Here is a 23,999-nt window from a genome sequence, read left to right on the forward strand (position 1 = left end):
CCCCCGTTTACCCCCCGAAAACCCCCACCTGAAGTTGACAACCAGTGACAAGGGGCGATCGGTCTCTGACCGTGTCTGTGCAGCTCAGCACTCATTTTTGACAGCCAATGACAAGGTCGAAATAGCTACGGATGGTAACAAGGGGTTTTGACAAGTAATGACAAGCAATGACCCAGCCCTGAACGAGGCTTGGCATGAGGTTTTCCTGGGTTCAAATCTCCTCGTTCCCACGAGGGCTGGCCTGGCAACACACCCCGCGGTCACGGTAGCCGATACGGAGGAGCCTGGGGGCGCGGAACCGGCAGCTGTAGAAGTCGCAGGTTCGTGCTGGTAGAGCTTCTCGGGGTAGACGTTCGACGACCAGTGAGTCGTTCGGCTGGGGTGACTGTCTCACTGTTCGGCGGAGCGTATGTGGCTGCGGCGGTCACGACAATTGTCGTACGCCCTCTCACTGGAGACGCCGTGCAGCAGACACCTGATTCGTCGGAGCCATCTGCTCAGCATCCGCCTGGAGTCGACGCGTCGCCGTCTGCTGGGCGGTCCTCGGTGCAGCCGGTGGTTCCGGCTGCCCAGCTTCGGGCGGGCGTGAGGGTGGGAGTCGTCCTGTCAGTGGTAGTCGTTGGTGGACTCTTCATGTGCTGTGTCGGTGTGGGCGCTCTTACCGCTGTCGGTTTGATCATCGGCGAGGCGCCACCTTCTCAATCCGCTCCGACTGTCTCTGCCGCCGGACCGACGCCGTCACCAAGTACCCGAACACCTGAGCCGGTTCGCACCACCGCTTTACCTAGCCAACCGGCCACGGCCCCCGCACAGCCGACTCGGCTACCGACGCCTGGACAGCGCCTACCCGTCTTCGACACCTTTGAGCGTCGGGACGTCAGCTCCGGATCCGGCGCTCGCCGTCTGGCCTTGCGGGTCGAGCTACGCGTCTTTCCCGTCGACGGCCGGCAGGTCATCGACGTGGCGACGCAGATCGTGGAGAGCCATCGAGGGCAGGGGTGGCAGGCGCTGTCAATCGTTGTCACGTACGACCGGCGTGAGGTGGTGCCCAGCTACGCGGTGTTCGAATGGGCGCCCGAGGGGCGCTGGACGGACGCCGCCAACGGAGACGCCGCTTCGTGGCAGGGCTACCGGCTGCATCAGGCCGTCGTTCGCGACAAGCTGTCGGAGCCTGATGAGTGCCAGGTGCCGTCGGAGCAGGCCTATGTGCTCAACGCCGAGTTCAACCAGGCAACCGAGGACAACGTCGACGTCAGCGAGGAAGCAGTGCTGGCGGATATTGCTGAACAGCACAGCATCTCGGTTGCCCGTGCGGAACAACTGGTCCTGGCTGTCGAGGACTGGACAATGTGCTGAGCCCCAACACGCAGGCCGTGTCCACCCGGTCCTTTAGGGCATCGGTCGATCCCGCGGGCGGGCCGAGCACGAAGACCACCTCGCGGTCGACGGACGCGGCCGACCGTTGTCGGTCCTGCGGCGCGATGACCTGGTCGGTCAACTGGGACGTGACGAACGGCAACCGCTTCGCCAGCACGGTCGGCCCGCACCTGGACGCGCTGCCCTGAGGCCGGCACCGCCGGCACGGATCCCGCAACGGGATCCGTGCCGGGTGGGTCGATCAGATGAACGTGAGCGAGCTGAAGAACGCCGGGTAGCAGTCGACATAGATGTCGTAGACGCCGGGCGGCACGTGCACGGGGCCCAGGGTGGCCCCGTTGGAGCACCGGGCGCTGACCGCGGTCGTCGGCTGGCCGGTGAGGGTGCAGCCCTGGAACACGATCAGCCACGGGTCGATGTACTGCCCGGCGTACGGGCAGGAGCCCGACATCACCGAGAAACCGCCGCCCTTCGCCGGTGAGGCGGCGGCCGCCGTTGACGTCGTGACGCTCAACGTGCCGGCGGAGCTCGCCGATGCCCGCTCGGCTCCGATGGCGGCGACAGCCGCGTCGCCGCTCGGCGCGGGTGCCGCGACCGCCGCGGACGGTGCGGCCATGAACGCGGCGAGCATCGCCGTCGCGGCCAACAGCAGACTGGATGCGCGGAGAATGCCGGATCGTGCTCCGGCGGAGGGTCGACTACGCCATGTCATAACCAGAACCACCTCTCGAGTGCTGTGCGATCTGCGGAGGCCGGGGCGCGTACCTGGTCGCGCCCGACCCGGCCGGGCCGTCGTCCGACGTCCATGGCGAAGCGTTCCAGGGTGCCGGTGGCCGGGTCTTCGTGACAGGGCGAGAACCCGGTCGCCGGCGTACCCCGGTTCTTGCGAATGTCCGCAAGGCTGTCCGGTCCGCGTCAACCGGGCGGCGTGGCCGGAACGCATCGATTACCGTTGACCGGCATGGGCGGTCTGTTCAGCCTCTGGCGGCAGCGAGTGGCCGACAACGCCCGCCGGGCGGTGGACGCCTACCAGGAGGAGCTGCTGGAATACCGCAACCTCGCGGCCATGCCGCGGGTGCGGTCGGAGATGCTCGATTTCGCGGTCTTCCTCCGTCAGCGCACGGTCGACCTCGCGGCGGACAGCGCGCCGTTCCACGTGCAGGATCTGGACCTGATGGCCGCGATGGGCCGCCAGCGCGGCGAGAAGGGACTCACCCTGACCGCGCAGCGGCAGGTGCTGCTCGTGCACACCCGGCTGACGCTGCGCGAGGTGTACGAGGCGGCCGGCCCGAACGACATCGCCGCGACGATGCACACGCTCGCCTGGCTGGCTCCCGCGGGACTGGCCGCCCAGGGCGCGTACACCCGGGGCTGGATCGAGGGGCAGCGGCGTACGCTGGCGACCGTCGCCCAGGTGCGGCTGCTGACGGTGATGTTGCTGGCCGGCGACGACAGCGCGACCGACTTGGCGCGCGGCCTGCACATGCCGGTCCCCGACCACGTCGTCGCGACGGTGGTCCGGGTGGCCGGCGGGTCGCCCGGGCCGGACCAGGCGGCGCGGGACGAGTTCGCCGGCGCGCTGCTGAAGACGCACTGGATGCCGCTGAGCTGGCCGGAGCCGCACGAGGTGGTCGCGCTGATCCCCAGCTCGCCGGGCGGCTGGCAGCCGGCGGTCGAGCGCGGGCTCGCGCTGGCCCGCGACGTGGCCTTGATGACCGGCCGGCCGTGCGCGGCCGGCACCGCGCCTGGGCGAGTGCGCGCGTTCGGCGACGCCGTGGCGCTGGCCCGGCAGGTCAGCGAGGTCGCACCGGTGCGGGCCGTGCCGCGCCACGCGTACACGGTCACCGACGTCTTCGCCGAGCTGGGCGCCGCCCGGCTGGCGGAGGTCGGGCAGTGGCTCCAGGTGGTGGCGGCGCAACTCGACGCCGGCCCCGACCTGGTCGCCACGCTGGACGCCTACTACCAGCACGACATGAACCGGCTCGAGACCGCAGCCGCGCTGTGCATCCACCCGCGCACGCTCGACTACCGGCTGACCCGGGTGCGCGACCTGACCGGGCTGGAGGCGGGATCGACCCGCGGCGTACGCGTGCTGAGCACCGCCGTCGCCCGGATCCTCGCCGGCTAAATGTACTGCCCAGGGAGGTTGGTTAAGCGGCTGATGGGTGGGCGTTTGCCGATCGCGGTGTGGGGCCTGTGATGGTTGTACTCGTGTAGCCAGGCGGGTAGGGCGTTTCGGCGGGCTGACTCGCGTCAAGGGCGCGGACACCGCGCCCCGCGCCACCCGCGGCTACGACGCCGGCAAGAAGATCAACGGCCGCAAGCGGTTCATCGTCACCGACACCCTCGGCCTGCTGGTCACCGTCTGGGTCCTGGCCGCCTCCTGGCAGGACCGCGACGGCGCCAAAGGAGCCCTGCTCGCTACCTACGCGGCCACCCCGATCCGGCACATCTTCGCCGACACCGGCTTCGCCGGCCGCCTGGTGGACTGGACCCGGGACCTGCTGAGCACCACCCTGGAGATCGTCCGCAAACCCGCTAACCAGCGAGGCTTCGTCGTGCACCCCCGCCGCTGGGTCGGCCTGCTGGCGGGGGAGAGGCCGGGGGTCTCCAGCACCGAGCGCAGGGTACGGATCACACGGTGGTAGACCTCGTCGACTGGTTCACGACGGCCCAGTGCTGCTACGCCGGCGATGCGCGCGACCCGTGCCCGGTCCGTCGGCGGCAGTCTGGACCATGACAACAGGTCGACAGCCTTGGTGTGGTCACCCGAGGCCATGGCCAGCTCGGCGCTCTGCTCGGCGTACCGTGCCCAGGACTGCGTCTCGCCCGCCTCCCGGAAGTGGTGGGCAAGGGGTGCCACCGGCAGCGGATGGATGCCCTCCAGAGCCCGGCCGGCCAGCAGGTGGAAGTGCCTGCGGTCGGTCAACGGGATCGCTTCGTAGACAGCCGTGGCGGCCAGAACATGGCGGAATCGCCACCGGCCGCGGTCGTCTCCGTCCAGGACGCCGGCGCTGGCCGCCTCCGCGACAGCGCCCCGGCACTCAGCCGGTGACAGGCCAGCGGTCATCGCGATCGTGGCCACCGATGACCGCTCGGCCAATGTGGCCGCGGCGCGCAGCACCTGCTGCGCCGCCGGCGACAGACGGCCCACCCGTTCCCGGGTGGAGTCGCGCACCGTTGGCGGCACCTGTAGCTCACGTAGCTTCAGTCGGACCCACTGTCCGTCGCGGAAGACGAGGTCGGCGCGGTCGCTCATGGGGCGGACCGACTCCTCCAGAGCCAGAGGAACGCCGCCGGTCCGCTCATGCATGAACGTCGTGAACTCCTGCGATATCGGGTTGCCGTCCAGCATCGAGGACACCAGCGCCGCCGTGTCGTCGGGTCGCATGGGCGCCAGCGCGATCCTCAGCTGGGTCACGCCGGCGGGCAACCGGGACGTCAGCCGCAGCAACAGCGATCCGACGTCGACCTCCTCCGGCCGATAGGAGATCACCAGGCTCGGTCCGTCCGACTGCTGTCGGGAGATGACGAACAGCAGGAACTCCAACGTCACCTCGTCGGCCCAGTGTGCGTCTTCGAGCACGCGGACGTCGACACGCAGAGCCCGCAGCAGCTCGTCCAGGGCGCGGAACAGGCGATGCCGTGCCGCCTTCGCATCGCCCAGGGACTGCAACGCGGGCGGCAGGTGCGAGGACCATTCCGGGAACAGGGGCCGCAACGCACCAGCGAGTTCGGTGAGCCGCAACCGCGACACGGGGCGGTCGATCCCACGGAACGCGTCGACGATCGGTCCCAACGTCAGCGACTCGCGAAGTGGTGGGCACACCGAGACCAGGGCGGTGTGCTGCTCCGGCGCCGCCAACCACTCCCGCAGCAGCCGGCTCTTCCCGATGCCCGCCTCGCCCTCCACCAGCACGATCGCAGGTGGACGGGCCAGGGCGCCCCGAAGCGCTGCCAGCTCCCGGTCGCGGCCGACGAAACGTGGCGTGGAAACGGTAGGTGAGGTTCCGTCGTCCTCGGGCGAGGGGTCCAGCATGCGTGATGATCTCGCTTTTCCCTGCCCGGACACAAGACCACCAGGCGACTCGCGTCGCGGGATCCTCACCGCGGTGCTGTGGCCTTGCTCGAATCATCTTAGTCATTAAGATAACTGCATGGGCGTATCGACTGACATCTCCGTGGTGATCGCCGGTGCCGGCCTCTCCGGCCTCTGCCTCGCCCAGTACCTCATGCGCGCCGGCATCGACGTGCACGTCTACGAGCGGGACCCGGGCCCCTTCGTCCGGCGGCAGGGCTACCGGATCATCCTCGACCGGTACGGGCTGGAGGCGCTGCGCGAGAGCCTGCCCCGCGTGCTGTACGACCTCGCGCTTACCACCGGGAACGAGCCCGGCGGGCAGCTCCGTTTCACCGACAGCCGGCTGCGGGACGCATTCAGCATCACGTTCAAGGACGATCCGTACGCGACCCGCCAGGTCGACCGGCTGACCCTGCGGTCGATCCTGCAGTCCGGGCTGCACCAACGCATCCACTACGGCAAGGACGCCGTCGCGGTAGAGAACGGCGGCCCGGCCGGGCTGCGGCTGCGGTTCGCCGACGGCGGGGCCGCCTCGGCAACCGTCGTCGTGGGCGCGGACGGCGTCGGCTCGGCGCTGCGCGCGCAGCTCATGCCCGACGCGGACCCGGAGAACACCCCGATGGCGGGCATCTACGGTCGGTCGCCCCTGCATCGCAACGGTCAGAGCGTCATCCCGGATGCGTTGCGTACCAGCGGGGTCCTTGCCATCGGCGACCGGCCGGGCCGCGCCTTCTTCTTCACCTCCATGCGGTTCGGCGAGAACCCGCAGGAAGCGTTCGCGCGCCTGGCCCCGGGCAGCTATGCGCCCACCGGCTACGACTACGTCATGTGGGGACTACTGCTCCGGCAGGAGGAGGTGCCCGTCGGCATCCGTGGCGACCTGCTGGCGCTGTGGAGACAAGCCAGCCTGATGAGCGGGGACTTCCACCCGCTCGTCCGGCGACTGGTCGGCACCGCCGAGCTGGACGCCACGGTGCTCAACCTCTTCGCCACCGGCCGACGCCCGCACCGGTGGGCGGTACCCCGGGCCACGATGATGGGCGACGCCGTGCACGTCATGCCGCCGTTCGGCGCCCACGGCGGCAACACGGCGCTGCGCGACGCCGCCCTGCTCGGCAGGAAGCTGGTCGAGGCCCGGATGAGCGGCGCGCCGATGGAGGAGGCGATCGCCCGCTACCAGAACGAGATGGTGCCCTACGCCTTCCGTGCCGTCGACACCGCCGCCCGGCTGATGCGCCGCCTCACCGGAGACGCGGCAGCGCCACACTGGGTGCTGACCCGCGTGTTACCTCGACTGCACCGGGTCACCGTGCCGGAGGCATGATTGCGGCCATGTCCCACGATCCGGCCCGTACGTCCGCGATCGCCGATCTCATGCGCGCCGGGCGGGAGATGTCGCGGCTGTCCATGGTGTTCCGGTACGCCATCGCGGAGCGGCTCGGCCTCACAGTGAGCGACCTGGAATGCCTGGACTACCTGGCGGACGTCGGATCCGCCACCGCGGGGCAGGTCGCCGAGCGGACCAACCTCACCACCGGGGCGGTGACCAGCATGCTCCGTCGGCTCCAGCAGGCGGGCTACGTGACGGCCGAGCGCGACCCCGCGGACCGGCGGCGGGTGATCGTCACCCTGCGGCCCGAGCGGATCGCCGAGCTGACGCGACCGTACGAGCGGTTCGCCGAGAGGGCGGCGCGGCTCATCGAGGGCTACAGCGCCGAGGAGGTCCTGCTGCTGGTTCGGCACTATGACCGCATGCAGGCGATGTACCACGCCGAGCTGGACAGCCTCCGCTGCGGCGACACCGCGCAGCGGTCTGCCTGAGCCAGCGTCGCGTGACGCCGGGCAGGTGTGGGCCGCGATGTGGTGATCAGCTGTACAAGTGGGCGGGCCCGGCATCACGCCGAGCCCGCCCGTTTCACTCCGGACTTCTGGTCGTCACGCCCGGGCGACGAGCCGGAACTGCTGGTTGGTCTGCCCGTGGCAGTCGTACAGCTGGATCTGGGCGCCGTTGGCGGTGCTCCAGGCGTCCAGGCACCGTCCGGATTGGACGCTGCTGATCGTGCCGTTGGCGTTGATGTTCCACTGTTGGTTGGTCTGGCTGTGGCAGCTGTAGATCTGCACAGCCGCGCCGTTGCCGGTGCCTGCGGCGTCGAGGCACATGTTGCCGTACACCTGGAGTTGTTTTCCTGCGGTGTAGGTCCAGGTCTGGTTGGTCTGCCTGTTGCAGTCGTAGAGCTGTACCCGGGTGCCGTTGTTGCGTGAGGCGTTGGGTACGTCGACGCACCGGCCGGACTGCGTACCGACGATCTCGCCGGCGGAAGTGGGCGGAACGCTCGGCGACACGGTGGGGGTTGGCCCGGGCGTGGTGGGCGTCGGGGTGGTCGGCGTCGTGGGCAGCAGCGGGCAGGTGCTGCGGTAGGTGACCACTCCGCTGGAGTCCAGCAGCGGGCAGAGGAACTGGCTGTACCGGGCGTCGTTGTCGACGAACATCTTGACGAACGGCAGCATGGTCCGGACCATCACCGGGTTTGGTCGTCCGACCATGAATCCATGGTCCGCGCCGGCGACCTCGAGGTAGACGTTTTCCGTCGTGGACGGGAGGCTGTTGTACAGGCCGGTGGCGTAGGACGGCGTGACCACCGTGTCCGCCTGCCCCGACAGGATCATCGTGGGCACCCGGTCGTTGGCGAGGTTCGACGAGGGCGAGTACGGCGCGATGCCGACCACCGCCTTCAACGACGGACGCCGCATGGCCGCGCTCAACGCGCCACCGCCGCCCATGGAGTGACCCGCCACCGCCAAGCGGGTGGGGTCGACGCGGTCGCGTACCGGGCTCTGCTGTGTGAGGTAGTCCAGCGCGGCGAGCAACTGGGTGCCGCGGGCCGTGTCGAAGTCGTTGCGGCTGTTGGTCTCGATGCCGATCACGACGAAGCCGTGGGACGCCAGCCACGGGCCCATCCAGGCCAGTTCGGCGGAGAACAACGCTGTGTAACCCGGCGAGATGGCGATGGCCCCGAAGGTGCCCTGGCTGGTGTCGGTCGGGTAGTAGATCCTGCCGCCGTTGAAGCCGTACCCGGTCGGGACGCTTACCGACGTGTTGGCGAAGGGGCCGTTCACGGCGGTGACGCTGCTCGGGGTGGGGTCCGGGCCCCGCTGGTACGGGTTGTCGGCGGCCGATGCCGACCCGGTCGCCACGGTGATGGTGAACATCCCGACCACGGCGGCGATCCCTACCGCGGCAAGCTTCAACACCCGTCCCCGAAAGCGGGCGGGTACTCGGTCGGCATTGGTGTTCCCCGAGGGCGGGGGGTGGTGTCCGTGTTCTCGCACTGTCGGTGCCTCCTGGTGGTGGGGGAGTGCGGAACGGGCAGACTCGGCTGCGTGCCGAGCCTGCCCGTTCCGGCGGTGTCCGGTTGTCAGCGTTGCAGCGTCAGCAGACCCGGCCGGTACGGCAGGAGCCCGTAGTCGCCGCCGGAGCTGGGAGAACGCCCCTGGTAGAGCAGTTGCAGGTTGCAGGCGTCAACGGTCATGGTCTGGTCGGCGTTGCTGCGGATCAGCTCGCCGTGACTGATGTCGTTGGTCCAGGTGGCGCTGCTGTTGGCCTTGCCGGCGAACGGGTTGCTCTCCGAGGCGGCCTGCGGCGTCCACGTGCCACCCAGGCTGGTGGCCGTGAACGAGCGGAAGTAGCGCCCGTTCGCGCCGATCGCCTCGACGAGCATGAGGTACCGGTTCTGGCCCTGGAGCTTGTAGACCTGAACGCCCTCGAACAGGTTGTTCGTCGAGTCGGTCATGATCGTTGTGTAGTTCGACCCGAAGCTGCCCGGGAAGTTCCCGATGGGCATGCTGGCCCGGTAGATCCTGCCGTTGTCCCCGGCGAAGAACAGGTACATGTTCTGGTCGTCACCGATGACTGCCTGGTCGATCGGGCCAGTGCTGGAGTTGGAGATGCTTCCGGTGAACAGCGTCTGCGCGGATGACCAGCTGTTCACGTTGCTCGGATCGGTCGACGTGCGGTACGAGAACGCCGTCGGACCCCACTGATAGGCCAACACCCAGACGTTGCGCGGCGCGAAGTAGAACAGTGACGGTGCCACCGCCGCGAACGGCATCTGGTTCTGCGACGCGGATCCCATCTGGTTCCAGTTCGAGAAGAGACCGAAGTTCATCGAGCCCCACGTCGTACCGGTGTCGTGCGTCGTGGCGTAGACCAACTGCTGGCCGTTGTACGGCGCGTGGGTGAAGTCCTTCAGCGACACCCAACCCGACCTCGGCTGAGCCAGCGCACCCGTCGACGACCAGCGGTACGACGACGGAAGATCACAGGAACCCGGCGTCGGGGTCGCCGTTGGCGTCGGGGTCGGCGTCGGCGTGGAACCGCCGCCGAGGGACGCGAGCCGGAACTGCTGGTTGCTCTGTCCGTTGCAGTCGTAGAGCTGGACCTGGGCGCCGTTGGCGGTGCTCCAGACGTCGAGGCATCGTCCGGACTGCACGCCGCTGATGGTGCCGTTGGAGTTGACGTTCCACTGCTGGTTGGTCTGGCTGTGGCAGCTGTAGATCTGTACCGCCGCGCCGTTGCCGGTGCCTGCGGCGTCGAGGCACATGTTGCCGTACACCTGGAGTTGTTTTCCTGAGGTGTAGGTCCATGCCTGGTTGGTCTGCTTGTTGCAGTCGTAGAGCTGCACCCGGGTGCCGTTGGTGGTCGACGCGTTGGGTACGTCGATACACCTGCCGGATTGGCTACCGACGATCTCACTGGCCGAGCCGCCCGGCGGGACTGTGGGAGTCGGGCCCGGCGTGGTGGGCGTGGGGGTGGTGCCGGGGCCAGCGCTGTTCAGAGCCTCCAGGGTGGAGTTGTAGGCGGCTTTCTTGTTGCCGTTGCACTCGAAGAGCAGCGGAGTGCCGCCGGAGCGCCACGAGTCGCAGTCACGCACGCCCCACACGGTGACACCGTTGCAGCGAGCCACGGCAAGGCAGTCGTTGACCACGTTGCGGTAGGTGTTTGCCTGCGTCGTGCCGGATCCCTCGATGTCCAGCTCGGTGATCTGCACGTCCACGCCGAGGGCGGCGAAGCTGGACAGCGTCGTGCGGTAGTTGCTGTTGTACGGCGAGTTGGCGTTGAAGTGCGACTGGAAGCCTACGCAGTCGATCGGCACCCCACGGGACTTGAAGTCGCGCACCATGTTGTACACGGCCTGGGTCTTGGCCCAGGTCCAGTTGTCGGTGTTGTAGTCGTTGTAGCAGAGCTTGGCGTTCGGGTCCGCCGCGTCGGCGGCGCGGAACGCCGCTTCGATCCAGTCGTTGCCGGTGCGCTGCAGGTTCGAGTTGCGACGGGCGCCGCTGTTGCCGTCCTCGAACGCCTCGTTCACCACATCCCACGAGTCAATCTTGCCCCGGTAGTAGCTGGCCACGCGGGTGACGTGGTTGAGCATCGCGTTGCGCAGCGTGGTGCCCTCCATGGACTGCATCCAGCCCGGCTGCTGCGAGTACCAGGCAAGGGTGTGGCCCCGGACCTTCCAACCCCGGGAAAGGGCGTGGTTCACGATCCGGTCCGCGTTGCCGAAGGTGAAGTTGTTCTGCTGCGGCTCGGTCGCGTCGATCTTCATTTCGTTTTCGGGGGTGATGCTGTTGAACTCGCGGTTCAGGATCGTCGTGTAGGCGCTGTCGCTGAGCTTGTTCGCGGCCACGGCGGCACCGAAGTAGCGGCCGGACTGGGCTGCGGCAGCGCCGAGGGTCGTCTCGGCGGCTTGGGCGAGATTGGGCAGCAGTGATACGGCCAGGGCCAGAATTATCGCTGCTGTTCCGGAAAACGTGAGTGTTCGCAGTCGGGTGCGCATGAGGGGACGGGTTCGGGGAATCATGCTGATCCTCCAGTGGTGGGATAGGACATTCCTGTCGCTGTCCAGTGGGAGGCCCCGCTCGAACGGCGGCGGCCACGATGCTGAGTCCGCCCGGGCGGGCCGGGACTCACGTCAGGCGTCCGCCCCCGATACGACTCGGCTCGGGCTAGCTGGCCAGCATGTGAAGGGTTGCGACGAGTGGTCCGGTCACCCGCCGGGGATTCGTTGCGGGCGGAGGGCTCTCTCGGTGGTGGACGTGGTCACCTGGCAGGTGGTGGGCCTGGCAATCGCGTGAGGCGCCTCCAGTGCTCAAGCGATCTTGTTAACGTTCACACTGATCGATGGCTATCAGGCTGGCAGAAGGTTCCAGGTTTTTCAACCGGTAGTTTCGGACCTGTTACGGGCCAACGGGGAAGTTCGAGCCCTTCCCCTTCGGCTCGGACGGCAGCCATTCGTTCGACCCGCCGTTCCCGTGTCACTCGTTCCTGCTCGGCCAGGAGAAGTACGGCCTGACCCAGCTCCGTAACCTGGCGCAGTTGCCGCCGACCGGCGCGGTGCTGATCGCCGGACCACTGCCGATCGTCTCCGGTTCCGGCAGCCCGTGCCGGGTCCTCGCGCTGGTCGAGCGGTAGGACCGAGCCGCAGACGCGGGTAGCCGAGGTGATCGGGCGGGTTCTGTACGGACACGGCGCGCGGCACGTCATGGCGCGGCGCCGGAGCCGCTCGCGGCGGGCGGGAGGCGGTTCTCACCACCCTCGGTACGTGGCTTCGTAACCAAGATCGGGGGCGGCTGGGATGGCATGGAAACGGCCATCACCCGCACCGACCTCGCCCCCAGGCGCGACCTTCGACGCCTTCCTGATGCTTAAGTACGAAGGTCGTTTCCCGCTGAATGTGTTGTTCGAGTCGAGTGCCACGAGCTCGGTGGCGGCCGTCGTACCTGGCGCCGTTCCTGCGCTGCTCAAGTGACGGAAACTGCTGTGCACGAGGAAGTCCAAGACCGAGGCTGGCGACGGCTGCGAAGCTAGCGGCTCGGCGTGGGCGGCTGTGCCGGCCGCCGAGCATCGCTAATGTCGGCTCGATCGATCCCCCTCTGAACGGAGTGCCCGTGAGTGTCGACGAGTACGTGACTGACCGCGATCGGTGGGGCTACCTCGCTGGCGCCCGTTTCGTCGGACCCCACGAGTGGGCGGAAGTGGCGGAGAAGCACCTCTACCCGTCGATGCACCTTTGGGGGCTCGCTGAAGGGCTGATCGAAGCCGCCGACGAGGAGGGCAGGCTGATCGACTTTCGGCCCAACGAGTTCTACGAGGGGGCGCTGTCGGACAGCATGCGCAACGAGGACGACCCGGCGGATTGGAAGCTCACCTACGACCGGTTCTCGGCCGCTGTGGTGATGGGGGGCACGGTCGAACTGGCGCACCGAGGCTTCCTCGCTCAGCGCGGCAACGGGGACACCGCCGATTACCGTCTTTCCCTGCCTCCCGTCGGAGAGCCAGCGTGACCGAGGCACCCGAGCCCCACAGCCACCAGCCCACACCGTCCGAATCGAAGATGGCAAGGGTCCGACCGTAGAGTTCGTCGCGCACAACTTCGAGCACGGGCTCTTCGACGAACCGTGCGTCGACTTCACCTTCTCCGTCGAAGCCGACGCGAACGGGAAGATCTTGTTCTCACACCGCGGTGGCCTGTGGGGCACGGACATCGACGCCGTGATCGAGGCTCTGATCAAGGCCCGGGACGACGCCTACCGGGAAGCCCGTGAGTACGGGTGGCGGCCGGACAACGAACCGTCCGAGCAGCACCCATAGCACAAGGCGACATGATCAGGGAGTTATCCACAGGTCCACGGCTATTGCGTAGTCGGGTTGCCCCTGGTCATGGTCGGGCTGCTGGTGGTCACGGCGTCGATCAGGTCGTGTGAGCGCTGGTTGGCGCGTCGGATCACGCGGGTCAGGAATCATGGCCAACACCTTGAACAGGCCGTGGTGCTCACCGTCGGTGAGCGTGTCCGGGGCCATGCTGGTGGTCGGTGCGGCAGCAAGATCTCGGTGGGTATTGATGACATCGGCGAGTGCGGTCCTTCTCTGGGTCATGTGGTTTTCGCGAACACGATGATCACCAACGGGCCGCATCCGTCCTACATGGACCTCACCCCCGACCGAAACCAAGCCAAACCCTCAGCTCAAGCGCCCTTCAAACGACTATGCAACGGCCCTCGGGTTGTGGGTCCCCCGTTTACCCCCCGAAAACCCCGGCCAATCGTTGACGAACGGTGACAAGGGGCGATGATTGCCTGGCGATGTCTCCGCAGCTCAGCGACCATTTTTCGCAAGCAGTGGCAAGCTTGATTCGGTTACTGTCGGTAACAAGGGGTTTTGACAAGCAATGACAAGCCCTGAACGAGGCTCGACAAGAGGTTCTTCTGGGTTCAAGTCTCCTCTATCCCCAGGACCACCTGGCAACTACCCGGCGATCAAGGTGGCCGCCGCCTGCTCCCGGAGACGCTGTTGTTCTCGCTCTGTGCGCACGCCGTCAACCTTGATGCCCTCGCACCGCAGCGTGAGGTGGAGCTGCCGTACGGACTGGCCAGGCTGCTCTGGCCCCTCGATGGCGCTCGGTACGATGCACACCGTGCGGTCGGCGCCTCCAGTAATCAGCTGCCCGCGATCGCCGAACGCAACCGTGGTGACCGTGCCGCTGTGCAGACCTGTCTGCCATAGGGCGGTTGCACGACCAGCGGGGGTAGTTCGGGCGAGTGACTCGACGCGTACCTGTCCGTCGTGCCGACCCAGCGCCAGGAGTACGTCGCCGTTGCGGGTGAGACCGAGTCCCAGGCAGCTGATTCGGCCGATCTTGAATTGATCTTGGCGACTCCACTCTTGTGGGCACTCAACGCTGACCGATGTGGACGGTGCGTACCAATATGCCGACTGGGTATTTTGGGGCTGATCGGTGCGGTTTGACAGCGGCGCCGCGACTGGTGGCGGATCAGCCAGGGAGGCCTCGCTTTGGCCTGGACACGTCCGCGCAGGCGCGTCACGGTGCCGGGTGGGGCGCCGGGGCCGGCGCACGCTTGGCCCGCTGGATCTGCGCGTAGACGTGGGTCCGCAGCTCGGTGAACCGGGGCAGCGCCCGGGTGGTGAGCTGATCGCGTTCCTGCGGGAGGTCGATCACGAGGTCTTCCTGCACCCGGGTCGGCGAGTGGGACAGGACGAGCACGCGCTGGCCCAGATACACGGACTCGTCGATGTCGTGCGTCACGAAGACAGTGGAGATGCCGCGGTTCAAGTGCAGGTCGCGTACGAGGTCCTCCAGGTCCGCGCGGGTCTGCGCGTCCACCGCCGCGAACGGCTCATCCATGATCAGCACTTCGGGCCGGTACGCGATGGCGCGTGCGATGGCCACCCGTTGCTGCATCCCGCCGGAGAGCTGCCACGGATGGCTGCGTGCCGACTTTGGCAGTCCGACCGCGTCGAGGGCGTCGGCGACCCTCCGGTCGCGTTCGGCGCGGGAGAGCTTCTTGTGTCGAAGGGGAAGCTCCACATTGCCCCGGACCGTCAGCCAGGGATAGAGGCTGCGGCCGTACTCCTGAAACACCACTGCCATCGCCGGGCTCGGGCCCGTCACCGGAGATCCCTCCATCTTGACGAGGCCGCTGGTGGGCCGGAGCAGTCCGGCGAGGCATTTCAGGAGGGTGGTCTTTCCGCAGCCCGACGGGCCGACGACGCACAGCAGTTCGCCGGGCATCATGGTGAAACTGAGATCCCCGATCGCCTCGACCTCGCCCCGGCCGGAGGCGTAGACCTTCCGCAGGTGCTCGACCCGCAGCAGCGGACTTGCGTCAGGCACGGGTGACCTCCCTCATCCCGTGGTACCAGCGCAGGACGCGGCGTTCGACGACGCCGAAGGCCACGGCGAGGAGGACGCCGATGAGGCCGAGCAGGAGGATGCCGCTCCACATCTCGGCGATGAGGTAGTTCCGCTGAAAGTAGGCGATCCGGTAGCCGAGGCCGGCCGAGGACGCGAACATCTCCGAGATGACCATGAGGATCAGGGCCACCGAGATCGCCTGCCGTACGCCGGTCATGATGCGCGGACTCGCCGCCGGGAGGATCAGCAGCCACACCCGTTCCCACCGGGAGATCCGGTACGAGTCGGCGGTCTCCAGCATCACGCTGTCGGTCGCCCGGACGCCCTCGATCGTGTTCAGCAGGATCGGCCAGATCGCGCCGGACACGATGACGACGACCTTCATGGTGTCGGTGATGCCGAGCAGTAGCATCGCGACCGGAATCAGCACCGGTGGCGGAATCGCGCGGAAGAACTCCAGCAGCGGTTCGAGGATCTCGCGTAGCGGGCGGAACCGGCCGATGAGGACGCCGGCGGCGACGCCGAGCATGATCGACGCGAACAGGCCGGCCAGCAGCCGGTACACGCTCGGCAGCACGTCGTCGACGAACGCCGGGCCGATCCAGGTCTGCCGGAACGCGTCGAGGAGCGGGCGGGGGCCGACGAGGAACCGGTTGGCCGACCGGGTGGACCAGACGGCCCAGAGCCCCACGGCCAGGACGGGAAGCCCGACCGCGTACAGGACGTCCTCGGCGACCCGGACGCTGAGGCCGCGAGGGGCGGTCCTGCCCGCACCCAGGGCGGTCATCGGGATGCCTCGTCCGCGAGCACCGACTGGTGCCAGGCCAACGAGCGGCGTTCGGCGAAGCGGAACACGACGTTCACCACCACGCCGAGGAGCCCGGTGACCACGACGAGGCCGTACAGGCCGACGGCGTCCCCGGCGGAGCGCGACAGCTCGATCATGCGTCCGAGGCCGGGATTACCGATCACCATCTCCGCGGTGACGGCCAGGATGAGCGCGACCGCCGCGGCGAGGCGCAGGCCGGTCATCAGGTACGGCAGAGCGGTCGGAAGGACGAGATACCGCAGCCGCTCGTAGCGGGTGAGGCCGAAGCTCCGCGCGGTGTCCCGGGCGACCGTGTCGACGTCGGCGACGCCGTAGATCACCTGCACGAAGACCTGCCAGAACGCCGCGTAGACGATGATGACGAGTGCGGCGCGCATCTGCAGGCCGAACATCAGCACGGCGAGGGGGATCAGCGCGACCGACGGCACCGGCCGCAGGAACTCGACTGTCGTGTGCGTGGCGCGACGCAGGAACGGCACCAGCCCGACCACCGTCCCCAACCCGACCGCGGCGAGCGTCGCCACCGTCAGGCCGATCGCCCACGACGTCATGGTGAGCCGGAGCCGCCGCCAGAACGCCAGGTCGCGGACCTCGTGGAACAGCCGTCCGAACACGTCGGTGGCGTACGGCAGGTCGTGCCGGTCGACCATCCCCAGAGCCGGGAGCAGTTGCCAGACGGCGAGGAACCCCAGCAGGCCGACGGCACCCAGCAGGATCTTGCGCATCGGTCGGCTACTGCTGCTGGACGAGACGGTCGAAGTCGGGCTGCCGGTCGAGTACGCGGTACTTCTGAGCGAGCGTCGCCAGTTGCTCCAGGCCGGCCCGGTCGATTTCCCACCCGAACGCCGGGAGCCGGACGGAGTCCGCTACCGCATCCGGCAGTTCGAGATTGTCCTTGATGGCCTGCCGCAGGCCGGCCTGGTTGGCCGGGTCGTTGGCCCAGGTGAGCGTCTTCTTCATCGCCGACGAGAAGTCCGCCACCAGCGTGGCGTCGGAGTCCTTCAGCTTGCTCGACGTGATCGTGGTCAGGGTGGTGAGTCCGGGAACGGTGGCCTGGTATGGAGCGACCACGAGAACGTCACCGCGCTTACGCATCTGGGTGATGAACGGCTCGGTCACCCAGGCGGCGTCGATGTTGCCGGCGGCGAGCTGGGCCGGTGCGTCCGGGAAGGCCACCTCGACGAACTTGACCTCGGTGGGATCGCCGCCGTCCTTCTCGACCGCTGCCATGATCGTGACATCGCCGGCGGCGCCCAGGCTGTTCACCGACACCTTGCGTCCGGCGAGCTGGGCCGGCCGGGTGATACCGGACTTCGCGGACGCCACCACGGCGTTGATGTCGTCGCCGTCGGCGTAGGACGACGCGTAGTTCCCGATGATCACCACGCCGAGGTTCTGCAGATCGGCGCGGAACGGGCCGAACGGCTGGCCGATGGCGAAGTCGATGTCGCCGTTGATCATGGCCGGGATGGCCTGGGCGCCGCCCTGTGCGGGCACCACCTCCACGTCGAGCCCCTGCTCCCGGAAGATGCCCGCCTTGATGCCGCCCCACAGCGCGGCGGTCTCGCTGATCGGCAGCGCCGCCACGCGGACCTTCCGCAGGTCGCCGCTCGCCCCGGGGGACGGATCGGTGGCATCGGAATCCGTGCAGCCGGTCAGAGCGATCACGACGCCGGCGAGAACAGCGAGGGCAGTGACCTTCTTCATGGACGGGCCCTTCCGTGCGCAGCGCTTGTGCAGCCTGAGGAGTGGGGTCGACGGAGTGCCGAAAGCATCCGACCGCGTCGATCAGCGTCATGCAGAAGCGATTGATTGTCAAGAATTCCCAAAGGGCGAATCGCATAGCGGTGCGAGTGATCCGATGGCGATGAGAACACGTCTTGACGGCCGACGATTTTGTGACCAAACTGTGCGGTTGGTGGCGCGGGGCGGAGAGGGCAACGACGTGGCAATCGTGATCGTGGGCGCTGGTATCGGTGGCCTCACCACCGCGCTCAGCCTGCACCGGGCCGGCTTCCCTGAGATCACCGTCTACGAGCGCGCCGCCGCGCTGCGCCCACTCGGCGTCGGAATCAATCTACTCCCGCACGCCGTCCGTGAGCTGACCGAATTGGGTCTTGGGGAACGCATGGAAAGGCTGGGCGCCGCACCCGGCACGCTTGCCTACTACAACCGCTACGGTCAGCAGATCTGGAGCGAGCCACGCGGACTGGACGCCGGATATCGCTGGCCGCAGCTTTCCGTGCACCGCGGCCGGTTCCAGATGGAACTGCTCGCCGTGGTGCGGGAACGGCTGGGCGCCGACGCGGTGCGCACCGGGCACCGGCTCGTCGGCGTCCGCGACGGCGTCGCGCACTTCGAGACGGCGGCGGGGGAGGTGAGCGTCGCTGGCGACCTGATCGTCGGAGCGGACGGCATCCACTCCGCGCTGCGCCGCCACCATCGGCCCGGCGAGGGGGCGCCACTGTGGAACGGGCTGACACTGTGGCGGGGGACGGCACGGGCACCAGGATTCCTGGACGGGCGAACCATGATCATGGCCGGGGACGCGGAACAGAAGTTCGTGGCGTACCCGATCGGCGCCGGCCTGATCAACGTCGTCGCCGAGCGGCAGGGGCCCGGTTTCGCCGGGCCCAACGCGGACTGGAACCGGACGGTCGACCCCGCGCCGGTCGTCTCGCTCTTCGCGGACTGGCGTTTCGCGTGGCTCAACGTGCCGGAACTGCTGGCCGCCGCCAACGAGATCCTCGAATACCCCATGGTGGACCGCGATCCGATCGACACGTGGACCCACGGCAACACCACGCTGCTCGGCGACGCGGCCCACCCGATGTATCCGAACGGTTCCAACGGGGCGTCGCAGGCGATCCTGGACGCACGTACCCTCGCCTTCCACCTCGCCACCGCGCCGACGGTCCGGGCGGCGCTCGACGCCTACGAGGCGGACCGGCGGCCAGCGACCACCGCGCTCGTGCTGAGCAACCGGCGGCAGGGTCCGGAACAGGTGATGGTGCTCGCCCACGAGCGCGCGCCGGACGGGTTCACGCACATCCACGACGTCATCCCGCCGGAGGAGCTCACCGCTATCGCCACCGGCTACAAGAAGGCGGCCGGTTTCCTACCCGCCGACCTCAACGAACGGGCCTCCCTGACGCCGACGGCCTTCCCGGGCGTCCTGCCGTGACCGGCCCGGAGCCGACCGAACTGGACGCGGCGCGACTGGCGTCGGTGATCTCACCGCTGCGCCGCACGCTGCTCGCCGCAGCCCGGGCCGCCGAGCACCTGCCGGAGATCCCGGACGCGCAGATCGAGGTCGTGCGGGCCCTGCCCCGGGGCACCGTGGCCGGCCCCGGTGAGCTGGCCGAGCGGCTGCGCCTGAGCCGATCCACGGTCAGCAACCTGCTCACCGCGATGGAGGGCAACGGTCTCGTCGAGCGTCGCCCCCGTCCCGGCAACCACCGCCACGTCGACGTCCTCGCCACAGCGAAGGCCCTCGACCTGTTCGACCGTTTCGACCTCGCGAGCGGAGACCTGGTCGCCCGCGCCGCGGCGACCCTGCCGGCGGCGCACCGCGCGGCCCTCGCCGCCGCGGTGCCCGCACTGGAACGCCTCCGCGACGCCCTCGCGCACGCCAAGGACACTCCATGAGTACGCGCCGAGCCGCCGGTCGGGACGCCGTGACTGTTCCGCCGGTTCCCGGGCTGGAGGCCGCGTTCGAGGTGGAGGTGCGGCTGGGCGCGCTGGAGGACCACGGGATGACCCGTGCTGGTCACCGTCGCGTGGTACCTGTTGTCGGCGGCCGGGTCACCGGTCTCTTCGAGGCCGACATCTTGCCCGGCGGCGCCGACTGGCAGGTGGTCCGCCCCGACGGCGCGATCGAGATCGACACGCGCTACTCGGCGCGTACCGCCGACGGCGGTCACGTCTACCTGCGTACGTTCGGCGTCCGCAGCGGCCGCGCGGAGGTCCTCGAGGCGTTGCTGCGCGGCGGCGCCGTCGACCCGTCTGAGTACTACTTCCGCCTGGGCGTACGACTGGAGACGTCGATGCCCGCGCTGGCCGTCCTGGAGCAGTCCGTCTTCGTGGCGTCGGCGATCCGCGAGGCCGACCGGGTGCGCTACACCGCCTACCGCGTCACGTAGCTGTTCCCGCCCAGGGCTGCGACAGGGCGCGCTTGTCGGGCTTGCCGCTGGGAGCCACTGGCACCCGGTCGATCGACTGGATGGTCCGGGGGACCGACGGTTCCCCCAGCGTCTGCGCCACCACCGCACGCAGCCGCTCGCCATCAGGCACGCGACCGGCGGCAGGCACCACGTACGCGTGCACCGCCTCCCCGGTGACGTCGTCCGGACGGCCGACGACGTAGGCCTCGGCGACAGTGGGGTCGGCGGCGAGAACCCGCTCGATAGGGCCGGCGTACACCAGGTTGGCCTGCACGATGATGACGTCCCGGATCCGGCCGAGCAGGTGCAGGTAGCCGTTGCTGTGCCGTGAGGCAGGCGCGACACGGTGGCATGGCCAGCCCGGGCGATCAGACCTGGCGGGATTCAGCATGGAACCCCCGTTTACCCCCCGAAAACCCCGCTCAATCACTGACGAAGGGGGACAACGAGTGATGAGCGCCGGGCGGTGTCTCCGCAGCTCAGCGATCACTTTCGGCAAGCAATGACAAGCATGATTCGGTTACTGTCGGTAACAAGGGGTTTTGACAAGCGGGTTTTGACAAGCAATGACAAGCCCTGAACAAGGCTCGACAAGAGGTCATCCTGGGTTCAGGCAGTCCTCGTTTCCCACGAGGACTGCCTGGGCAACTGCCCAGCAGACAGGATAGCCGCTGCGCGCGTGAGAACGATGGGGACAGGCAAAACCCGGAGTGGGCACCTGCGGCGTGCAGCCGTGCCCACAAGCCGATTACAGCGACGAACGCTGGCGCGCCCAGCAGCGAAGCGAAGGCGCTGCGCGCAGTCACCGACCTGGCCGAGGGCCGAACCCGCGATTCCCTCAGCGCGTTCGTGCAGTGCACACGACCGACGGCCCTGTCCTCGACCTGTCGGCACTGCCCGGGCCGCATGACATTCGGCTGAACCCCCACATGCTGCCGCGACTGACCGTTACCGGACCCGGCGATGTCCTGGTGGTCGTAGAGAACCAGCAGGCGGCCGAAGCGGTCTGTGAGGCCAGGGCCAACCTGCCGGTCGTTTGGTGCCACGGGCAGGCGCCCGACGCCGTTGTGTCGATGATCCTCCAATCGGCGCAACAGACTTCCGCGGTCGTCATTTGCGCGGACGCCGACCTCGGCGGCGTCCGCATTACCTCTCGCATCCAGGACAAACTGCCGCCGGACACCACCATCCACGTCGTGGACGTCGGCACCGTGCCGCACGACGAAGGCCGGCCCTTCAACACCCACAGCCGCAGCCACCTGCAGCAGCTTGCACAACGCCCGGATGAGGTCGGCGCCTTCGCGCAACGCTGCCTGCACCGGGGCTACGCGATCGAGCAGGAAGCCACTGCACGGGCTGGCTGCCCTTCAGGCTGTCTTGAGTAGCCACCCACCTGTGTAAACCAACCGAGCAGATATGCCTCCGCGTCGGCCGCAGGGTGGAGATAGCGAACTCCACCGAAGCAGAGCCGCGGGACGTTTCGGAGCGCCGCCCGGCGGCCGCTCCCGCCCTGAGCCGGGCGGCGGCAGCAAGCCACCGAGGGCCAGAAGCACTCACCCTGCACGACCGCGCGCTCAGAGGGTTTGTAGTCGCTGCGTGATGAACAGGGCGGCGCGGTCCAGGGCGTGGTCGGCTTCGTCGAGCTGGCCGATGAAGGATTGGAAGACGTGCGGGACGCCCGCGGTGATGTCGAGGATGACGTCGACCTCGGCGTCGCGGGCGCGTTTCGCCAGCCGGACTGAGTCGTCGAGCAGCAGTTCGTTCGTGCCGACCTGCAGCAGGATCGGCGGGAACCCGGTCAGGTCGGCGAGCACGGCGGGCGCGGTGAGCTCTTGGTTCGGGTCCTGGCCGCCGAGGTAGAACCCCGCCGTGTGGGCCATGCCCTGTCGGGTGAAGAACGGGTCGATGCCCTCTTTGGTGTCCATCGACTCACCCGTGCGGGTGTGGTCCAGACCGGGCGAGAACGCGACCAGCGCGCCCGGCAGGGGCAGCCCGGTGTTTCGGGCGGCGAGGGTGGTGGTCACCGTGAGGCCACCACCGGCGGAATCGCCCGCGAACGCGATCGATTCGGCGGCGACGCCGCTGTCGAGCAGGGACCGATAGGCCGCGAGGCAGTCCTCGATCGCGGCCGGGAACGGGTTCTCCGGGGCCAGCCGGTAGTCGAGGGAGAAGGCCCGCACTGCTGTCCGGTTGACCAGGCTCGCGGTCAGACCCATCGCGGTCTGCGGAGATCCGAGCGCGAACGAGCCGCCATGAAAGTACAGGATCGTGCCAGGGCGGGTCTCGCCCTCCGGTTCGACCAGCACCGCCGGACGGCCACCCAGGGTCAGCTGCGAGGTTCGCATCGGAGGAACCGGGAACAGCGCCATGAGCGCGGCGAACTTCTCCCGCATCGTCTCGACCGGCTCCGGCGCGAAGCCCTTCGGCCCGTCACCCAGCATGGCGCCGATTGCCGTGCGCTGTTCCCTGCTCATATCCGACGCCTCCACAGGCGATAAGGTAGATGCCGTGGAAGCTAATATACCTGCCGTGGCATCTTTTTTCGGTGCCGGGTCCGTCACACTTGCTCAGGTCTTCAGTGACTTGGTCCGCTGTGAGACGCGGCTCTACAACGCCTTGAACGAGACGTTGCGCCGCAAGCACGGCATCGTGGCTTCGCAGTTCGAGTTCCTGAGCTACCTACGTGACCATCCTGGTTCGCGGGTCGCCGATCTCGCCGAGTTTTTCGCGATCGGAGTCGGAGCGACCAGCAAGGGCGTGGGCCGGCTCGAGGCCCGGGCCTGGATTCGGCGGGTGCCGAATCCCGCCGATGGCCGGTCACTGCTCCTGGAGTTGACTCCGCAGGGCACGGAACTCGTCGGTGACGCCGAAGGCACCTTCCAGGAACACCTGGCCACGCACATTGGCCGGTCTATCCCCCCGGCCCGGGTGGCGGAGCTCGGTCAAACGCTGGAACGGCTGCGCGCCACCCTGGAGCACGGCGGTGTCGGCACGCCTGTCGGCTGAAGACCACGACAGCGCCCTGCCACGTAGGCCACCGTCACAACGGATTCAGCCACCGGCTCACAACCGGCCGACCGTCATCGAGATCTTTCGGGTCCGCGACCGCCTCATTTCTTATTCCCAGGCGCCACCGAGCACTGGACCTAAAGCCGCTCGACTCCGAGGCTGACGGCATACCGTCGGAGGGCGTGACAACTTCCGCTGACCAACGCATTCACCCGCTTCGCGTCGACGTGCCGCAGAGTGATCTGGACGATCTACGCGGGAGGCTCGATCAGACCAGATGGCCGGACGGGCTGCCCCGAGTCGGCTGGGGTGCGCGGGGTCCCACGGGACTACCTCATGGACCTCGTGCGGTACTGGCGACACGACTACGGCTGGGCGCGCTGTGCAGGTTGCGGGCCAGCGCGGCAGGTGGCAAATACAGGCGGGGCGGTCAGACCTGGCGGGGTTCTGATGTGGGACCCCCGTTTACCCCCCGAAAACCCCGACCAATTGTTGACGAAGGGTGACAAGGAGCGGCGAGTGCCTGGCGATGTCTCTGCAGCTCAGCGACCACTTTCGGCAAGCAATGACAAGCCTGGTCCGATTACTTTCGGTAACAAGGGGTCGTCGGTTCGAATCCGGCCGTCCCGACGTAGGTCTGAGGGTCGATCCGACACACGGATCGGCCCTCTTTGCTTTTCTGGGGACCAAGCTCGGTCAAGTTGAGGTTGTCCTGACGCTTCTTGACCGCCGGTCAAGGTCCAACGACCGGTTTCTTGCCTGCTGATTTGTTCCCTCGACGTATCAAGCGTCGCGCGAGCGCGGCGAAGCGCCCCCGCTCGCGATGGCCT

Annotated in this window: 22 protein-coding genes and 3 pseudogenes; 13 read left to right on the top strand and 12 right to left on the bottom strand. The window is 68.2% G+C overall.

Annotation, left to right across the window (positions count from 1 at the left end):
- Window positions 1-909 precede the first annotated feature (909 nt).
- Together PCA76_RS12830 and PCA76_RS12835 are read left to right on the top strand one after the other, a co-directional pair.
- On the top strand, window positions 910-1,356 hold the full coding sequence (locus tag PCA76_RS12830) for a hypothetical protein (protein WP_272617878.1): 447 nt from the start codon (window positions 910-912) through the stop codon (window positions 1,354-1,356).
- Window positions 1,350-1,565 carry a hypothetical protein gene (locus tag PCA76_RS12835; protein WP_272619834.1) on the top strand — a complete coding sequence of 72 codons (216 nt, stop codon included), beginning with the start codon at window positions 1,350-1,352 and terminating at the stop codon, window positions 1,563-1,565. Before PCA76_RS12830 ends, PCA76_RS12835 begins: the two co-directional genes overlap by 7 nt.
- A gap of 53 nt (window positions 1,566-1,618) precedes the next feature.
- On the opposite strand, the gene PCA76_RS12840 is transcribed toward PCA76_RS12835, so the two are convergent.
- A complete protein-coding gene (locus PCA76_RS12840; RefSeq protein WP_238670810.1) occupies window positions 1,619-2,023 on the bottom strand; it encodes a hypothetical protein in 405 nt (134 codons plus the stop codon).
- 315 nt (window positions 2,024-2,338) lie between these two features.
- Between PCA76_RS12840 and PCA76_RS12845 the strand changes: the two genes are divergently transcribed.
- Window positions 2,339-3,505 (top strand): PucR family transcriptional regulator, encoded by a 1,167-nt coding sequence (locus tag PCA76_RS12845; protein ID WP_272617881.1) that lies wholly within the window; start codon window positions 2,339-2,341, stop codon window positions 3,503-3,505.
- Here PCA76_RS12845 and PCA76_RS12850 read toward each other — a convergent pair.
- Window positions 3,502-3,627 (bottom strand): annotated as a pseudogene (locus PCA76_RS12850) (integrase core domain-containing protein); the annotation flags it as partial. The gene PCA76_RS12845 and the pseudogene PCA76_RS12850 overlap by 4 nt on opposite strands.
- Before the next feature lie 38 nt (window positions 3,628-3,665).
- Between PCA76_RS12850 and PCA76_RS12855 the strand changes: the two are divergent.
- Window positions 3,666-3,956: pseudogene (locus tag PCA76_RS12855) on the top strand (transposase); the annotation flags it as partial.
- A gap of 923 nt (window positions 3,957-4,879) precedes the next feature.
- Here the strand turns inward: PCA76_RS12855 and PCA76_RS12860 are convergent.
- Window positions 4,880-5,416, bottom strand: a pseudogene (locus PCA76_RS12860) (ATP-binding protein); the annotation flags it as partial.
- A 118-nt stretch (window positions 5,417-5,534) separates the two neighbouring features.
- On the opposite strand from PCA76_RS12860, the gene PCA76_RS12865 reads away from it, so the two are divergent.
- Together PCA76_RS12865 and PCA76_RS12870 are read left to right on the top strand one after the other, a co-directional pair.
- A complete protein-coding gene (locus PCA76_RS12865; RefSeq protein ID WP_272617883.1) occupies window positions 5,535-6,782 on the top strand; it encodes an FAD-dependent oxidoreductase in 1,248 nt (415 codons plus the stop codon).
- 8 nt (window positions 6,783-6,790) lie between these two features.
- Window positions 6,791-7,279, top strand: a complete 489-nt coding sequence (locus PCA76_RS12870) for a MarR family winged helix-turn-helix transcriptional regulator (protein ID WP_231640239.1) — start codon at window positions 6,791-6,793, stop codon at window positions 7,277-7,279.
- A 114-nt stretch (window positions 7,280-7,393) separates the two neighbouring features.
- Here the strand turns inward: PCA76_RS12870 and PCA76_RS12875 are convergent, their stop codons facing one another.
- Both PCA76_RS12875 and PCA76_RS12880 read right to left on the bottom strand, forming a co-directional pair.
- Window positions 7,394-8,788: a poly(ethylene terephthalate) hydrolase family protein gene (locus PCA76_RS12875; RefSeq protein ID WP_272617886.1), complete on the bottom strand. Its 1,395-nt coding sequence runs from the start codon at window positions 8,786-8,788 to the stop codon at window positions 7,394-7,396.
- An 86-nt stretch (window positions 8,789-8,874) separates the two neighbouring features.
- Window positions 8,875-11,316: a non-reducing end alpha-L-arabinofuranosidase family hydrolase gene (locus PCA76_RS12880; RefSeq protein WP_272617888.1), complete on the bottom strand. Its 2,442-nt coding sequence runs from the start codon at window positions 11,314-11,316 to the stop codon at window positions 8,875-8,877.
- Between the two features lie 1,087 nt (window positions 11,317-12,403).
- Between PCA76_RS12880 and PCA76_RS12885 the strand changes: the two genes are divergently transcribed.
- Complete coding sequence (locus PCA76_RS12885; RefSeq protein ID WP_272617890.1) at window positions 12,404-12,799, top strand: hypothetical protein; 396 nt, start codon at window positions 12,404-12,406, stop codon at window positions 12,797-12,799.
- A gap of 163 nt (window positions 12,800-12,962) precedes the next feature.
- The gene (locus PCA76_RS12890; RefSeq protein ID WP_272617892.1) at window positions 12,963-13,106 is read left to right on the top strand and encodes a hypothetical protein; all 144 of its coding nucleotides are present in this window, start codon (window positions 12,963-12,965) and stop codon (window positions 13,104-13,106) included.
- A 15-nt stretch (window positions 13,107-13,121) separates the two neighbouring features.
- On the opposite strand, the gene PCA76_RS12895 is transcribed toward PCA76_RS12890, so the two are convergent.
- From PCA76_RS12895 to PCA76_RS12915, 5 genes are all read right to left on the bottom strand, one after another.
- Entirely contained in the window at window positions 13,122-13,391 is a 270-nt protein-coding gene (locus tag PCA76_RS12895; protein WP_272617894.1) for a hypothetical protein, read from the bottom strand.
- Window positions 13,392-14,334: 943 nt separating this feature from the next.
- Entirely contained in the window at window positions 14,335-15,147 is an 813-nt protein-coding gene (locus PCA76_RS12900) for an ABC transporter ATP-binding protein (protein WP_272617896.1), read from the bottom strand.
- Window positions 15,140-15,955 carry an ABC transporter permease gene (locus tag PCA76_RS12905; RefSeq protein WP_272617898.1) on the bottom strand — a complete coding sequence of 272 codons (816 nt, stop codon included), beginning with the start codon at window positions 15,953-15,955 and terminating at the stop codon, window positions 15,140-15,142. Before PCA76_RS12905 ends, PCA76_RS12900 begins: the two co-directional genes overlap by 8 nt.
- Window positions 15,952-16,722, bottom strand: a complete 771-nt coding sequence (locus tag PCA76_RS12910) for an ABC transporter permease (RefSeq protein ID WP_272617900.1) — start codon at window positions 16,720-16,722, stop codon at window positions 15,952-15,954. Before PCA76_RS12910 ends, PCA76_RS12905 begins: the two co-directional genes overlap by 4 nt.
- A 7-nt stretch (window positions 16,723-16,729) precedes the next feature.
- The gene (locus PCA76_RS12915) at window positions 16,730-17,704 is read right to left on the bottom strand and encodes an ABC transporter substrate-binding protein (RefSeq protein ID WP_272617902.1); all 975 of its coding nucleotides are present in this window, start codon (window positions 17,702-17,704) and stop codon (window positions 16,730-16,732) included.
- A 238-nt stretch (window positions 17,705-17,942) separates the two neighbouring features.
- Between PCA76_RS12915 and PCA76_RS12920 the strand changes: the two genes are divergently transcribed.
- From PCA76_RS12920 to PCA76_RS12930, 3 genes are read left to right on the top strand one after another with little or no spacing between them, the layout of a single operon-like run.
- Window positions 17,943-19,181, top strand: a complete 1,239-nt coding sequence (locus PCA76_RS12920; protein ID WP_272617904.1) for a flavin-dependent oxidoreductase — start codon at window positions 17,943-17,945, stop codon at window positions 19,179-19,181.
- Window positions 19,178-19,645 carry a MarR family winged helix-turn-helix transcriptional regulator gene (locus PCA76_RS12925; RefSeq protein ID WP_272617906.1) on the top strand — a complete coding sequence of 156 codons (468 nt, stop codon included), beginning with the start codon at window positions 19,178-19,180 and terminating at the stop codon, window positions 19,643-19,645. Before PCA76_RS12920 ends, PCA76_RS12925 begins: the two co-directional genes overlap by 4 nt.
- A complete protein-coding gene (locus PCA76_RS12930; RefSeq protein WP_272617907.1) occupies window positions 19,642-20,139 on the top strand; it encodes a DUF3237 family protein in 498 nt (165 codons plus the stop codon). The genes PCA76_RS12925 and PCA76_RS12930 overlap by 4 nt, the downstream gene beginning before the upstream one ends.
- Here the strand turns inward: PCA76_RS12930 and PCA76_RS12935 are convergent.
- Window positions 20,132-20,551: an AMP-binding enzyme gene (locus PCA76_RS12935; RefSeq protein WP_272617909.1), complete on the bottom strand. Its 420-nt coding sequence runs from the start codon at window positions 20,549-20,551 to the stop codon at window positions 20,132-20,134. The genes PCA76_RS12930 and PCA76_RS12935 overlap by 8 nt on opposite strands.
- Window positions 20,552-21,014: 463 nt before the next feature.
- Here PCA76_RS12935 and PCA76_RS12940 point away from each other — a divergent pair, with 463 nt between their 5' ends.
- On the top strand, window positions 21,015-21,545 hold the full coding sequence (locus PCA76_RS12940) for a toprim domain-containing protein (protein ID WP_272617911.1): 531 nt from the start codon (window positions 21,015-21,017) through the stop codon (window positions 21,543-21,545).
- A gap of 189 nt (window positions 21,546-21,734) precedes the next feature.
- Here the strand turns inward: PCA76_RS12940 and PCA76_RS12945 are convergent, their stop codons facing one another.
- Window positions 21,735-22,721 carry an alpha/beta hydrolase gene (locus PCA76_RS12945; RefSeq protein ID WP_272617913.1) on the bottom strand — a complete coding sequence of 329 codons (987 nt, stop codon included), beginning with the start codon at window positions 22,719-22,721 and terminating at the stop codon, window positions 21,735-21,737.
- 88 nt (window positions 22,722-22,809) lie between these two features.
- Here PCA76_RS12945 and PCA76_RS12950 point away from each other — a divergent pair, with 88 nt between their 5' ends.
- Window positions 22,810-23,166, top strand: a complete 357-nt coding sequence (locus PCA76_RS12950; RefSeq protein ID WP_272617916.1) for a MarR family winged helix-turn-helix transcriptional regulator — start codon at window positions 22,810-22,812, stop codon at window positions 23,164-23,166.
- The last annotated feature ends 833 nt before the right edge of the window (window positions 23,167-23,999 follow it).

The sequence above is a fragment of the Micromonospora sp. LH3U1 genome, assembly GCF_028475105.1.
Taxonomy (GTDB): domain Bacteria; phylum Actinomycetota; class Actinomycetes; order Mycobacteriales; family Micromonosporaceae; genus Micromonospora.

What these genes read in the sequence shown, in the direction of transcription:
- PCA76_RS12865 (WP_272617883.1), top strand. Translation starts at nt 5,535, where the DNA reads ATGGGCGTATCGACTGACATCTCCGTGGTGATCGCCGGTGCCGGCCTC.
- PCA76_RS12895 (WP_272617894.1), bottom strand. Translation starts at nt 13,391, where the DNA reads ATGACCCAGAGAAGGACCGCACTCGCCGATGTCATCAATACCCACCGA.
- PCA76_RS12915 (WP_272617902.1), bottom strand. Translation starts at nt 17,704, where the DNA reads ATGAAGAAGGTCACTGCCCTCGCTGTTCTCGCCGGCGTCGTGATCGCT.
- PCA76_RS12935 (WP_272617909.1), bottom strand. Translation starts at nt 20,551, where the DNA reads ATGCTGAATCCCGCCAGGTCTGATCGCCCGGGCTGGCCATGCCACCGT.
- PCA76_RS12905 (WP_272617898.1), bottom strand. Translation starts at nt 15,955, where the DNA reads ATGACCGCCCTGGGTGCGGGCAGGACCGCCCCTCGCGGCCTCAGCGTC.
- PCA76_RS12930 (WP_272617907.1), top strand. Translation starts at nt 19,642, where the DNA reads ATGAGTACGCGCCGAGCCGCCGGTCGGGACGCCGTGACTGTTCCGCCG.
- PCA76_RS12845 (WP_272617881.1), top strand. Translation starts at nt 2,339, where the DNA reads ATGGGCGGTCTGTTCAGCCTCTGGCGGCAGCGAGTGGCCGACAACGCC.
- PCA76_RS12880 (WP_272617888.1), bottom strand. Translation starts at nt 11,316, where the DNA reads ATGATTCCCCGAACCCGTCCCCTCATGCGCACCCGACTGCGAACACTC.
- PCA76_RS12910 (WP_272617900.1), bottom strand. Translation starts at nt 16,722, where the DNA reads ATGCGCAAGATCCTGCTGGGTGCCGTCGGCCTGCTGGGGTTCCTCGCC.
- PCA76_RS12870 (WP_231640239.1), top strand. Translation starts at nt 6,791, where the DNA reads ATGTCCCACGATCCGGCCCGTACGTCCGCGATCGCCGATCTCATGCGC.